This window comes from Promicromonospora iranensis (assembly GCF_028994775.1).
Classification (GTDB): domain Bacteria; phylum Actinomycetota; class Actinomycetes; order Actinomycetales; family Cellulomonadaceae; genus Promicromonospora; species Promicromonospora iranensis_A.
On the sequence record NZ_JAJQMN010000010.1, the window covers coordinates 153,297 to 166,368 of the forward strand.

Sequence of the window (13,072 nt, forward strand, 5' to 3'; positions counted from 1 at the left end):
CCTCCGTGAACCTACGGAGGCCACCCTTGCCGCGTTCCAGAGCTCGTTCCCGGGTCCGACGGCGGGGCGCCGGCTGCCTGGCCGCGACCGCGGCCGTCGCGCTGCTGGCCGTCGGCTGCACCGTCGAGCCGCCCACCCCGGTGGCCGACGAGCCGGTGGTCGCGGCCGTGGTCAGCGAGGCGCAGGAGCTGAAGATCCTGGACCGGGTCTCCGGCGTCGTCGCGGAGGCGGACCGGGCGGACGAGGCGAGATCGCTGGCCTCCCGTCTCTCCGGACCTGCGCTCGCGATGCGGCAGGCCGAGCTGAAGGTCGCCGCGGCCGAGGTCGACGGCACGCGGCTGACCGACCTGTCGTTGGAGATGCAGCAGGTGGTCCTGCCGTCGGAGCAGGGCTGGCCGCGCAGCAGCTACGGCATAGGCGTCCAGCCGAAGGGCAAGGGCACGCCGGTGCTCGCGGCCTTCGAGCAGGCGTCCGCGCGGGAGCAGTACAAGCTCTGGGGCTACGTCCAGCTGCTGCCCAACACCACCATGCCCCGCTTCGCGGACCCCGCCCTGGGCAGCCCCGCGGTCGCGGCGGACGACACGACGCTCAAGGCGACACCCGAGGCGGCCGTCGCGCAGTACGCGTCGGTGCTGACCGTCGGCGAGCGCTCGCAGTACGCCGGCGCCTTCACCGACGACGACGAGCTGCGCCGGCTGCTCCGGTCGTACGGCAAGCTGCAGGTCGACGCGATCGAGGCGAAGGACGGCAAGGGCGCCTTCAAGATCGCGTACGAGCCGACGAAGGACCCGGTGAAGGCGGTCCGCACGGTCGACGGCGGTGCCCTCGTGCTCGGGGCGATGATCAGCCAGGAGACGGTACGGGCCGAGGAGAGATGGAAGCTGGCACCGCTCACGCCGTCGGCCAGGGCGCTCTGGGCCGACACGGAGCAGACGAACGTGGTGCGCGTCGTCTACCGCGACATGGTCGCCCTCTACGTGCCGCCCGCGGACTCGGACGCCCCGGTCAGCCTGGTCGGCCACCATCGTGTGCCCTACGCCGTCGCGAACGACTGACGGCCCGGGCCCGGCACGCGCCACCTCCGACGGATCTCGCCGAGAGCGGAGTCGGCGGGTGAGCGGCCCTGTGGTCATTAGGATTGCCCCATGAGCAGTCCGTCCCCTCAGCCCGGGCCCGCCCGGAGCGCACAGCCCGAGTTCGCGGTGCGCGGCGCCGTCGACCTGTCCGCCCTCAACCGTCCCCAGGCGCCGCCACCCGGTGAACCCGGTGGCGCCCCCGAAGCCGGCGGCTTCGTGGTGGACGTCAGCGAGGCGAACTTCGAACAGCTGGTTCGCGACTCGTCCACCTATCCGGTGGTGATGCTGATCTGGATCCCGACCGATCAGGCGAACGCCGAGCTCGGTGTCACCCTGGGCCGCCTCGCCGAGGAGTACGCCGGACGGTTCCTCCTGGGGCGCGTCGACGCGCAGTCGTCCCCGCAGGTCGCCGCCGCCTTCCAGGTGCAGGGCGTGCCCACCGTGGTCGCGGTGCTGCAGGGCCAGCCGCTCCCGCTGTTCCAGGGCGCCGCCGAGGAGCAGCAGATCCGTGGCGTGCTGGACCAGGTCCTCGCGGCCGCCGAGCAGAACGGTGTCCAGGGTCGTGCCCCGGGCGCCGCGCCCGTGGCGGACGAGCCCGAGGCCGAGGCCGAGCAGCCGCTCCCGCCGCTGCACCAGGAGGCGTACGACGCGATCGAGCGTGACGACCTGGACGCCGCCGCGGCCGCCTACGAGAAGGCCCTCCGGCAGGATCCCAAGGACTCCGACGCGACGGCCGGCCTCGCCCAGGTGCGCCTCATGCAGCGCACCCGGGACGCCGACCTCGTCGCGGTGCGGCAGGCGGCGGCGGACGCGCCGTCCGACGTCGACGCGGCGCTCGCCGTCGCCGACCTGGACATGCTGGGTGGCAAGGTGGACGACGCGTTCGCGCGCCTGCTCGACCTGCTGCCCGACTCCGACGCCGACGGCAAGGAGAAGCTCCGCGTGCGCCTGCTGGAGCTCTTCGAGGTCGCCGGCACGGCGGACCCGCGGGTGAGCAAGGCGCGCAAGCGCCTCGCGATCAGTCTGTACTGATCCCCAGCAGCGCCTTCGAGGCCTAAGTTTCTTCGCTCTCAGGTTGCTGAAGCGCGAGAAACTTAGGCCTCGAAGTGGACGGGGCGGTCGTCAGTCGGCCGCCGGGCGCTCCGGGACCAGGACCAGGGCGCCGAGCGGCGGGACCCGCACCACTGCGGACCAGGCACGGCCGTGGTGCGGGACGGGCTCGGCGTGCACGCGGCCCATGTTCCCCACACCCGAACCGCCGTAGATCGTCGCGTCGGTGTTGAGCGCCTCGCGCCACACCGTCGCCACGGTCGGCTCGTCCGCGTCGCTCGGGCCGGTCGCGGCCAGGATCTCGACGGAGCCGACCGGTGCGGGCCCGTCCGCGGCCGAGGCAGGCTCGGCGGGGAGGGTGGGCACCGCGGGCGCGGCGGGCTCCGTCAGGGGCAGCGTCGGCAGGGGCAGCCGGTATCCCTCGTGGGGCACGCCCGCGAAGTTGACGACGACGACCACCGGGTCGCCCGAGCGGGACCGGCGCACGTAGGCGAGCACGTTGTGGTCGGCGTCGTCGCCCTCGAGCCACTCGAACCCCGCGGGGTCGAAGTCCAGCTCCCACAGCGCCGGCGTCGCGCGGTAGAGCGCGTTCAGGTCCCGGACGAGGTGCTGCACGCCGGCGTGGCCGGCCTCGCCGAGCAGGTGCCAGGGCAGCCCGTCCGACTCGGACCACTCGCTCTCCTGGGCGAACTCGCAGCCCATGAAGAGCAGCTGCTTGCCCGGATGCGTCCACTGGTAGGCGAGGAAGGACCGCACGCCGGCGAGCTGCTGCCAGCGGTCGCCCGGCATCTTGCCCAGCAACGACCCCTTGCCGTGGACGACCTCGTCGTGGCTGATCGGCAGCACGAACTGCTCGGTGAACGCGTACACGAGCGAGAAGGTGAGCTCGCCGTGGTGGTAGCGCCGGTTGTACGGGTCCTCGGCCAGGTAGCGGAGGGTGTCGTTCATCCAGCCCATGTTCCACTTCAGGCCGAAGCCGAGCCCTCCGCTCGACGTGGGGCCGGTGACCTGCGGGAAGGCCGTGGACTCCTCGGCGATCATCATGACCCCGGGGGTGCGCCGGTACGCGGTCGCGTTGGTCTCCTGCAGGAACGCGATGGCCTCGAGGTTCTCCCGCCCGCCGTGCACGTTCGGCGCCCACTCGCCCTCCTTGCGGGAGTAGTCGAGGTAGAGCATCGAGGCGACGGCGTCCACGCGCAGCGCGTCGACGTGGAACTCCTCGAACCAGTAGGTCGCGTTCGCCACCAGGAAGTTGCGCACCTCGCGCCGGCCGAAGTCGAAGATCAGCGTGCCCCAGTCCTGCTGCTCGCCGCGCCGCGGGTCGGGGTGCTCGTACAGGGGCGAGCCGTCGAACCGGGCGAGGGCGAACTCGTCGCGCGGGAAGTGCGCGGGCACCCAGTCGAGGATGATGCCGATCCCGGCCTGGTGGAGCCGGTCCACGAGGTACCGGAAGTCGTCGGGCGAGCCGAACCGCGAGGTCGGCGCGTAGTAGCTGGTGACCTGGTAGCCCCACGACCCGCCGTACGGGTGCTCCGCGACGGGCAGCAGCTCGACGTGCGTGAACCCCTGCTCGGAGACGTAGGCGGTCAGCTGCTCCGCGAGCTCCCGGTACCCGAGACCCGGTCGCCAGGAGCCCAGGTGCACCTCGTACACGCTCAGCGGCGCGGAGTGCGGGTCCGTCGCCGTCCGCGTCTCGAGCCACGCGCCGTCCTGCCACTCATGGGTCGAGGTCGTCACGACGCTCGCCGTCGCGGGCGGCTGCTCGGTCGCCTTGGCGAGGGGGTCCGCCTTGGCGCGCCAGACGCCGTCGGCCCCCAGGATCTCGAACTTGTACCGCAGACCAGGGCCGACGTCCGGGACGAACAGCTCCCAGACGCCGGTGGAACCGAGCGACCGCATGGGATGCGTGCCGCCCCAGCCGTTGTGGTCGCCCACGAGGCGCACGCCGCGGGCGTTCGGGGCCCACACGGCGAAGGCGACGCCGGCGATGTCGCCGGCCGCGCTCGGATACCGGTGCAGGTTGGCGCCGAGCACCTGCCAGAGCTGCTCGTGCCGCCCCTCACCGATCAGGTGCAGGTCGACCTCGCCCAGGGTCGGCAGGAACCGGTACGGGTCGTCGGCGGTCCAGGTGTCCGTGCCCGACCGGGTGCGGATGCGGTAGTCCGGGGCGTGCCGGGACCCGTCCGGGCCCTCGATCGCGGGCACGACCGCGGCCCACACCCCCGCTCCCTCGTGGGTCGCGGACACCTCCGCGTCCCCGCTCGGGCCCGAGGTGGTCACGACCACCTCGTCGGCGAGCGGCCGTAAGGCGCGGACCACCGCCCAGGGCCCGTCCAGCAGGTGGGGGCCGAGCACGGTGTGCGGATCGTGGTGGGTCCCGGACGCGATAGCGGTCAGGATCTCAAGGTCGACGTCGGGCAGATCTGCCATGGGTTTACCTTTCCACGTCAGGTGCGGGGCGTGCGACACGTCACACGACATGATGTCCTTCATGGCACGAATCACCATCGCCGACATCGCTCGTCGCGCCGGAGTCTCCACCGGCGCGGTCTCCTACGCGCTCAACGGACGGCCCGGCGTCTCCGAGGCCACCCGCGAGCGGATCCTGGCGATCGCGGCGGACCTGGGCTGGGCGCCCAGCTCCGCCGCCCGGTCCCTGTCGGGCGCCCGTACCGAGACGGTGGGTCTCGTGCTGGCGCGAGACCCGCAGACGCTCGGGTTCGAGTCGTTCTACATGCAGTTCGTCGCGGGCATCGAGTCGGTCCTCACCGAGCGTGACTACGGCCTGCTGCTGCAGGTGGCACCCGATCTCGACGCCGAGGTACGCACCTATCGCAAGTGGCGCGCCGCCCGCCGCGTCGACGGCATCGTCGTGGTGGACCCTCGCCTCGACGACCCGCGCATCGCCATGCTCAGCGTGCCCGAGGCGCTTCCTGCCGTGGTGGTCGGCGACCCCGGCCTGGCCGAGGGCCTCACCACGGTGTGGACCGACGACGCCGCCGCGATGCGCGAGTCCGTGCGGTACCTGCACACCCTGGGTCATCGCGACGTCGCGCGGGTCGCCGGCTCCGAGGGGTTCGGGCACACCTCGATCCGCGACGAGGCGTTCCGGAGCGAGACGACGGCGCTCGGGATGCGTGGCCAGCTGCGGTCCACCGACTACACGCCGGAGCAAGGAGCGCTGGCCACGCGCGACCTGCTGGGCTCCGGCCGGCGGCCCACCGCCATCGTCTACGACAACGACGTGATGGCGCTGTCCGGCCTGGGTGTCGCCGCCGAGCTGGCCCTGACGGTGCCCGACGACCTCTCGCTCATCGCCTGGGACGACTCCCCGCTCTGCCAGGCGACCTTCCCGCAGCTCACCTCGCTCAGCCACGACGTCGTCGCGTACGGCGCGCACGTGGCGCGCCGCCTGTTCGACCGGATGGCCGGAGAGCCCGTCGGTGGGTTCCACGACTCGACCCCGCAGCTGCGGGTGAGGGGTACGACGGGACCTTTGACTTAAGCCAACTTAACCGCTTCACTCGGTCGCACGCCCCGGGGACCGTCCCGGGACGAGTCGATGGAGACGAGAGTGATCGAGATGGCGAGGAAGCACATCTTGGCCGCGACCACGGGCGCAGCGGCAGCCCTGGCGCTCGCGGCATGCACGGGCGGAGCCGGCGGCGCGGCCGCGGGCGGTGACGGGATCGAGGGCGAGCCGTCGGGCGAGATCACGGTGATCACCCAGCGCACCGACCTCGTCGACACGGTGTTCCAGGACTACAAGGAGCAGTTCGAGAAGGAGTACCCGGACGTCACCGTGAGCTTCGAGTCCATGACGGACTACGAGGGCGAGATAGCGGTCCGTATGAACACCCAGGACTACGGCGACGTGCTGCTCATACCGAACAGCGTCACCCCGGACAAGCTGGGCACCTTCTTCGAGCCCCTGGGCGGTGTCGAGGAGCTGGGCGAGAAGTACGCGCTCCTCGAGGAGGAGGCCTACGAGGGACAGGCGTACGGCATCCCGATCACCGTCAACACCCAGGGCATCGTCTACAACAAGAAGGTCTGGGCGGACGCCGGGCTCACCGACTGGCCGACCACGCCCGACGAGCTGCTCGACGACCTGCGGGCCATCAAGGACAAGACCGACGCCGTCCCTTACTACACGAACTACGCCGACGGTTGGCCGCTGAGCCAGTGGGACGGCAACCGCGGCGCCATGGGGGACCCGGCCTACGCGAACGAGCACGTCGCCTACACCGACACACCCTGGGCTCCCGGCGAGTGGCACCACATCTCCGACGGCCTGCTGTTCGACATCGTGGCCGGCGGCCTGTCCGAGGAGGACCCGACCACCACCAACTGGGAGGAGTCCAAGACCCTGCTCGGCACGGGCAAGGTGGGCACCATGCTGCTCGGCTCGTGGGCGATCACGCAGATGCAGCAGGCGGCGGAGGATGCCGGCGGCTCGGCCGACGACATCGGCTACATGCCGTTCCCGTACCAGGTGGACGGCACGTTCCACGCGCAGGTGGCCGGTGACTACAAGAACGCGATCAACGTGCACAGCGAGCACAAGGCCGCGGCCTGGGCGTGGATCGAGTGGTTCGCGGCGGAGTCGGGCTACGCCTACGACGAGGGCGGGCTCTCGCCGCTCGTCGACGGTCCGACGCCGGAGACGCTGGCCGGCTTCACCGACGCGGGGGTCGAGCTGGTGCCGCTCGACCCGGCGCCGCCGGGCAAGGAGGCCTACGAGGCGAACGTCGTGAGCGAGTCCGAGGTGGACCTCTACGGCAACATCTACCGGCAGGAGCTCGTGGACATCGCCCGCGGCGCGAAGGACGGCGACAAGGAGTCCTTCTTCGCGAGCCTGAACGAGCGGTGGGCGACGGCCCGCGCAGCGGTCGGCTGAGCATGGTCGCGACGACAACCGCACGCCCGACGGTGCCTCTCGTGGCGCCGTCGGGCGGGGCGCGATCGCATCAGGGGTGGCGTGCCACCCCGTGGCTGTTCCTGCTGGTGCCGGTGGCACTGCTGGTGACGTTCACGTACGTGCCGGTGGCGAACATGGTCTGGTACAGCTTCACCGACTGGGACGGTCTCGACCCGGTGATGAACCCGGTGGGCCTGGCCAACTACGCCCGGATCTTCGGCGACCCCGCGTACTTCCAGGTGTTCCTCGTGAGCCTGTACTACCTGGCCGGCGCGGCGGTGCAGCTGGTGCTCGCGCTGTACTTCGCCACCGTGCTGTCGTTCAACACCCGGTTCCGCAACGTCTTCAAGGGCCTGATCTTCTTCCCGTACCTGATCAACGGGGTGGCGATCGGCCTGGTGTTCCTCTACTTCTTCCGGCCGGGCGGCACGCTCGACGCACTGCTGGCCCTGGTCGGCGTCGACGCGCCGGTGCAGTGGCTCGGTGACCCGTCGGTGATCAACGTGTCGCTCGCCGCCACCTCGGTGTGGCGGTTCATGGGCCTGAACTTCGTCCTGTTCCTCGGTGCTATCCAGTCCATCCCGACCGAGCTGTACGAGGCGGCGGAGCTGGACGGAGCCACGAGCTGGCACAAGTTCCGCTACATCATCCTGCCGGGGATCAAGAAGATCGTGGGCCTGTCGGCCATCCTCGCCGTGAGCGGCTCCCTGTCCGTCTTCGAGATCCCGTACATCATGACCGGCGGCGCCAACGGGTCGGCGACCTTCGTGATCCAGACCGTGCAGGCGGCGTTCACCCACCACAACTTCGGCCTGGCGTCGGCGATGGGTGTGGTCCTGCTCGCCATCGTGCTGGTGATCACCTGGATCCAGCGCCGGTTCGTGCCCGACGAGAAGGTGGACCTGACATGAGAGCCCTGCTCGGACCCGTGGGCATCGTGCTCAAGTACGCAAGCCTGTTCGTGGCGTCCGCCGTGGCGGTGCTGCCGCTGGTGGTGATCGGCATGGCGGCCTTCAAGCCCACGCAGGAGTTCGCCACCAGCGCCCCGCTGTCGCCGCCGGAGAGCTGGGCCTACCTCGGCAACTTCGTCACCGCGTTCACGCGCGGCGGCATGCTGCAGGGCTTCGTGAACACGTCGATCATCCTGGTGGTGTCGCTGGTGGGCACCGTCATCATCGGCACGATGGCGGCGTACGCGCTCGACCGGTTCGACTTCCGCGGCAAGAAGCCGGTCGTGGCGCTGTTCCTGATAGCCACCCTCGTGCCGGCCGTGACGACCCAGGTGGCGACCTTCCAGATCATCAACAGCCTGGGCCTGTTCAACACCCGGGGCGCGGCGATCGTGCTGTTCATGGGCACCGACATCGTGTCGATCTACATCTTCTGGCAGTTCATGCAGTCGATCCCGAGGTCGCTCGACGAGGCGGCGATGCTCGACGGCGCGAACCGGCTGAGCATCTTCGCGCGCATCATCTTCCCGCTGCTCAAGCCCGCCATCGCGACGGTGGTGATCATCAAGGGCATAGCGATCTACAACGAGTTCTACATCCCGTTCCTCTACATGCCGAAACAGGAGCTCGCCGTGATCTCCACGTCGCTGTTCCGGTTCCAGGGGCCGTTCGGGGCGCAGTGGGAGGTCATCGCGGCAGGCACGGTGCTCGTCATCGTCCCGACGCTCGCCGCGTTCCTGTTCCTGCAGCGGTTCATCTACAGCGGCCTGACCCAGGGAGCGACCAAATGAACGACCACATGAGCGACCACATGAGCGACCGCACGAGCGACCGGACGAGCCTCCCGGGGAGCGCACCCGAGGGCGGAGCCCCGGTGGTGCCCCTTCCCGGCGGCCCCGTGCTCGGCATGACGTGGGGCTGGGTGGGGGAGCGCGGCACATGGGCCGCTCCCGAGGCGGCCGGCTCCCTCGACGCGCTCGCCGAGCTGGGCGGTGTCACCTGGGTGGGCGTCACGTTCGCCGCACTCCAGGACACCGCGCAGTCCACCCGGGTGCGGTGGCGGGAGGAACCGACGGTGACCGACGACGAGGTGCGCGGCACGATCCGGGCGGCGAAGGCCCGCGGCTGGAAGGTCATGCTCAAGCCGGTGGTCAACGTCGCGGACGGGACCTGGCGTGCGTACGTCTCGTTCCTCGACCCGCCGGTTCCCGGGGAACCGAGCTGGGCGGACTGGTTCGCGAGCTACACCGAGTTCGTGGTGCACCACGCGCGGATCGCCGCCGAGGAGGGAGTCGAGATGCTGTGCGTGGGCTGCGAGATGGTGCAGTCCGACGGCCAGGAACGGCACTGGCGCGCGCTCGTCGCCGCGGTGCGCGAGGTCTACGGCGGCCTCGTCACCTACAACTGCGACAAGTACCAGGAGGACCGCGTCACCTGGTGGGACGCGGTCGACGTCATCGGGGCGTCGGGCTACTACCCGAGCGGCTCCTGGGACGCTCAGCTCGACCGGATCGAGGCGGTCGTGGCCCGTGAGGGCAAGCCGTTCGTTTTCCTCGAGTCGGGCTGTCCGTCCAGGACCGGGTCGGCCGCACGGCCCAACGACTGGTCGCTGCCCGGCGCCCCGAGCGGCGCGGAGCAGGCAGCCTGGTACCGCGAGATGTTCACGGAGTGCGGACGGCGGCCGTGGGTGCAGGGCTACGTGCTGTGGGACTGGCCGGCACGGCTGTACGCGCCGGAGGACGCCGCCGACAACGACGACTACTGCGTCTACGCCAAGCCCGCCGCCGAGGTGGTCGCCGCCGAGTACCGGTGGCTGGCGCTCAGGAGCTGAGCACGCGTTCGACGGCGGCCAGCGGGATGTGCATCCACGCGGGCCGGTGCCGGAACTCGTAGACCACCTCGTAGAGCGCCTTGTCCACCACGAGGGCACGGAGCAGCAGCTCGGCGGTGGCGACGTCGAGCTCGCTGCCCGACGTCGCGGCGTCCGCGACCGCGTGCACCGTGCCCTCGTGCGCGTCCCCGCTGGCCTGCCGGTAACCCTCGAGAAAGCTGACCTGGGCGTGCGCCGCCCAGTGCGGGTCGGTCGTCTGCCCGACGGCGGCCGCGTAGTCGAGCGAGCGCAGCATCCCGGCGACGTCGCGCAGCGGCAGGTCGGGGGCCACCCGCTCGGACACCGGACGCTGCGGCTCGCCCTCGAAGTCGAGCACCTTCCAGCCGCTCGACGAGTGCAGGGCCTGGCCTAGGTGCAGGTCACCGTGGATCGGCTGGAGCGGCACGACGCCCCCGGTCCGCTCGACGGCGACGGCCAGACGCGCGCTCACCGCGTCGAAGAGCGCGGTGACGCCGGCGCGCTGCGGCGCCAGGTCCGGCACATCGGCGAACGCCTCGGCGGCGCGCCGGCGCAACACGCCCATGAACCCTGCGGGCTCCAGCCCGGGGCCCTCGCCGAGCGCCCGCCGGAGCACCACGTGCAGGTGCGCGACGACGGCGCCGAGCTCCGCGGCCCGCTCGCCGAAGTCCTCGTCGCGCGCCGCGTACGAGCAGGCCAGCTCGAACCCGTCGGTGGCGTCGGTGACCAGCTCGGAGAGCACGGCGAGGTGGGCGAGCGGCGCGTCGGACTCCTGCGCGCCGGCCACGCCCTCGGGGACGGGCAGCTCCACGGCGCCCAGGAACCGCGGCACACCGTCCCAGCCGGCCCCGGTCAGGGCCGCCGGGATCACGACGTCCGGATGCGGGCCGAGCGCGACGGTCCGCAGGATCTTGAGCATCCCGCCGCGTCCCGCGTCGTGGGCCATGGCCGGGAGCAGTACCGAGGTGTTCGACTGCTCCCCGGAGATGCGCCGCGCCCCGGCCAGCTCGACGCAGCCCTCGGGATCGCACGCCTCGGGGCGGGCGGAGGCGAGGTAGGCGTGCCAGGCGGCGGGGTGCGCACCGCCGTCGTGCACGGTGACCATGCCCGACGCCGTCGCCACCGTGCCGATCAGACCCGCCGCCTCGGTCTCGGCCGTGTCGGCCTCCGGCTCGGCGGTGGGGGTCAGGACCAGCGGCACCTGGATCACCAGCGACTCGTCGCCGGCGGCCAGGCCGGGGCCAACCAGCCGCAGCAGCGCGACGACGACGTCGGCGACACCCGGGAAGGTGACGGTGAGCCACGGCTCGTGCGTCACGCCCTCGGCGGGCACCGGGTACCAGCGCTGTCCGGGCAGCCACGTGTCCAGGAGCCGCAGCACCTCCGGGCGGAGGTGCGCGGCTCCTGGGGAGACATGGACGCGTTGCGCCGGGCTCACCCCTCTCGTGCCTGCTCGGTCGTGTCCCCGGCCCCTGTCCGTGCCGGCGGAGCCAGCACCAGCCAGTAGAAGTCGCGCGCCCCCCACGTCATCGTCAGGATCCCGTCGTCGCCGACGCTCGGGAAGCCGGCACCGCCGAACACGTCGGTGAGCGTCCAGCCGGCATAGCCGGGCAGCTTGACGGTGGACGACCGCGCGGTGGCGGACAGGTTCGCGGCCACCAGGAGGGTCTCCTCGGCGGAGGACCGGGTGAACGCGATGATCGACTCGTCGTTGCAGTCGAGCGCGGTGAAGTCGCCCGTCCCGAACGTGGGGTGCAGCCGCCGGAACGCCAGCATGTTGTGCATCCAGTGCAGCAGCGACGTGGGCTGCGCGAGCTGCGCCTCCACGTTGGTGTGCTGGTAGTGGTGCACCAGGGACTGGACGAGCGGCAGGTAGAGCTTGCCCGGGTCGGCGGTGGAGAAGCCGGCGTTGCGGTCCGGTGTCCACTGCATGGGGGTGCGGACGGCGTCCCGGTCGGGCAGCCAGATGTTGTCGCCCATCCCGATCTCGTCGCCGTAGTAGAGGCACGGGGTGCCGGGCAGCGAGAGCAGCAGAGCGTTGGCCAGCTCGATCTCCTTGCGGGCGTTGTCCAGCAGCGGCGCGAGCCGCCGTCGGATGCCCACGTTCGCGCGCATCCTCGGATCGGGGGCGTACCAGCCGTACATGCTGGCGCGCTCCTCCGTGGAGACCATCTCCAGGGTGAGCTCGTCGTGGTTGCGCAGGAACGTGCTCCACTGGCCGGCCGCCGGGATGGCCGGCGTGTCCGCGAGGATCTCCAGCAGCTGGCGGGCCCGCTGGTCACGGATCGCGTAGAAGATGCGCGGCATCACGGGGAAGTGGAAGCACATGTGGCACTCGGGCTCCTCGTCCGTGCCGAAGTACTCGACCACGTCCGACGGCCACTGGTTGGCCTCGGCCAGCAGGATGCGACCGGGGAACTCCGTGTCCACCATGCGTCGCACCGTGCGCAGGAACCCGTGCGTCTCGGGCAGGTTCTCGCAGTTGGTGCCCTCGGCCTCGAACAGGTACGGCACGGCGTCCAGGCGGAAGCCGTCCACGCCGAGCTGCAGCCAGAACCGCGCCACGTCGAGCATCGCCTCGACCACGCGCGGGTTCTCGAAGTTCAGGTCGGGCTGGTGGCTGAAGAACCGGTGCCAGAAGTACTGTCGCCGCACGGGGTCGAACGTCCAGTTCGAGGTCTCCGTGTCCACGAAGATGATGCGTGCGCCCTCGTACCGTGTGGGGTCGTCGCTCCACACGTAGAAGTCGCCGTACGGGCCGTCCGGGTCGGCACGCGACGCCTGGAACCACGGGTGCGCGTCACTGGTGTGGTTCATGACGAGGTCGATCACCACGCGGATGCCGCGCTCGTGCGCGGCGGCGACCAGGTCGCTGAAGTCCGAGATGGTGCCGTACTGCGGTGAGACCGCCGTGAAGTCGGCGACGTCGTACCCGCCGTCGCGCAGCGGCGACGGGAAGAACGGCGGCAGCCACAGGCAGTCGACGCCGAGCCACTCCAGGTAGTCGAGCCGCTCCACGAGGCCACGCAGGTCGCCCGAGCCGTTGTCCGCGGAGTCGGAGAACGACCGGATCATGACCTCGTAGAAGACCGCCTTCTTGTACCACTCGGGGTCGTGCGACAGGCCCTTGCGCCGGGCGTCGAGGCGCGGCTGCCGTCGCGGCGGCAACGCCTGGACGGGTACGGGCACCGACGGCGGGTTGGGCATGCTGGGCCGCTCGGGCGGT

At 71.2% G+C, this 13,072-nt stretch carries 10 protein-coding genes; 7 read left to right on the forward strand and 3 right to left on the reverse strand.

The annotated features are described in order from the left end of the window. Positions 1-26 precede the first annotated feature (26 nt). Together LUU90_RS19495 and LUU90_RS19500 are read left to right on the forward strand one after the other, a co-directional pair. Positions 27-1,055: a hypothetical protein gene (locus LUU90_RS19495; protein WP_275005482.1), complete on the forward strand. Its 1,029-nt coding sequence runs from the start codon at positions 27-29 to the stop codon at positions 1,053-1,055. Between the two features lie 90 nt (positions 1,056-1,145). Next, the gene (locus LUU90_RS19500; RefSeq protein WP_275005483.1) at positions 1,146-2,108 is read left to right on the forward strand and encodes a tetratricopeptide repeat protein; all 963 of its coding nucleotides are present in this window, start codon (positions 1,146-1,148) and stop codon (positions 2,106-2,108) included. Positions 2,109-2,198: 90 nt separating this feature from the next. Here the strand turns inward: LUU90_RS19500 and glgB are convergent, their stop codons facing one another. Next, on the reverse strand, positions 2,199-4,556 hold the full coding sequence (gene glgB, locus LUU90_RS19505; RefSeq protein ID WP_275005485.1) for a 1,4-alpha-glucan branching protein GlgB: 2,358 nt from the start codon (positions 4,554-4,556) through the stop codon (positions 2,199-2,201). A gap of 61 nt (positions 4,557-4,617) precedes the next feature. Here glgB and LUU90_RS19510 point away from each other — a divergent pair, with 61 nt between their 5' ends. The 5 genes from LUU90_RS19510 to LUU90_RS19530 all read left to right on the forward strand — a co-directional run bounded on the left by LUU90_RS19510 (position 4,618) and on the right by LUU90_RS19530 (position 9,828). After that, positions 4,618-5,631, forward strand: coding sequence for a LacI family DNA-binding transcriptional regulator (locus LUU90_RS19510; RefSeq protein ID WP_275005487.1), 1,014 nt, complete (start codon positions 4,618-4,620; stop codon positions 5,629-5,631). A gap of 78 nt (positions 5,632-5,709) precedes the next feature. After that, positions 5,710-7,026: an ABC transporter substrate-binding protein gene (locus LUU90_RS19515; RefSeq protein ID WP_275005488.1), complete on the forward strand. Its 1,317-nt coding sequence runs from the start codon at positions 5,710-5,712 to the stop codon at positions 7,024-7,026. 2 nt (positions 7,027-7,028) lie between these two features. Continuing rightward, on the forward strand, positions 7,029-7,958 hold the full coding sequence (locus LUU90_RS19520; RefSeq protein WP_275005489.1) for a carbohydrate ABC transporter permease: 930 nt from the start codon (positions 7,029-7,031) through the stop codon (positions 7,956-7,958). After that, positions 7,955-8,788: a carbohydrate ABC transporter permease gene (locus LUU90_RS19525; protein ID WP_275005490.1), complete on the forward strand. Its 834-nt coding sequence runs from the start codon at positions 7,955-7,957 to the stop codon at positions 8,786-8,788. The genes LUU90_RS19520 and LUU90_RS19525 overlap by 4 nt, the downstream gene beginning before the upstream one ends. Further along, entirely contained in the window at positions 8,785-9,828 is a 1,044-nt protein-coding gene (locus tag LUU90_RS19530) for a glycoside hydrolase family 113 (RefSeq protein WP_425596263.1), read from the forward strand. Before LUU90_RS19525 ends, LUU90_RS19530 begins: the two co-directional genes overlap by 4 nt. Here the strand turns inward: LUU90_RS19530 and LUU90_RS19535 are convergent. Continuing rightward, entirely contained in the window at positions 9,818-11,284 is a 1,467-nt protein-coding gene (locus LUU90_RS19535; RefSeq protein ID WP_275005492.1) for a maltokinase N-terminal cap-like domain-containing protein, read from the reverse strand. The two genes, LUU90_RS19530 and LUU90_RS19535, sit on opposite strands and share 11 nt — an antisense overlap. Then, positions 11,281-13,053: a maltose alpha-D-glucosyltransferase gene (treS, locus tag LUU90_RS19540; protein WP_425596268.1), complete on the reverse strand. Its 1,773-nt coding sequence runs from the start codon at positions 13,051-13,053 to the stop codon at positions 11,281-11,283. Before treS ends, LUU90_RS19535 begins: the two co-directional genes overlap by 4 nt. Positions 13,054-13,072: the final 19 nt, after the last annotated feature.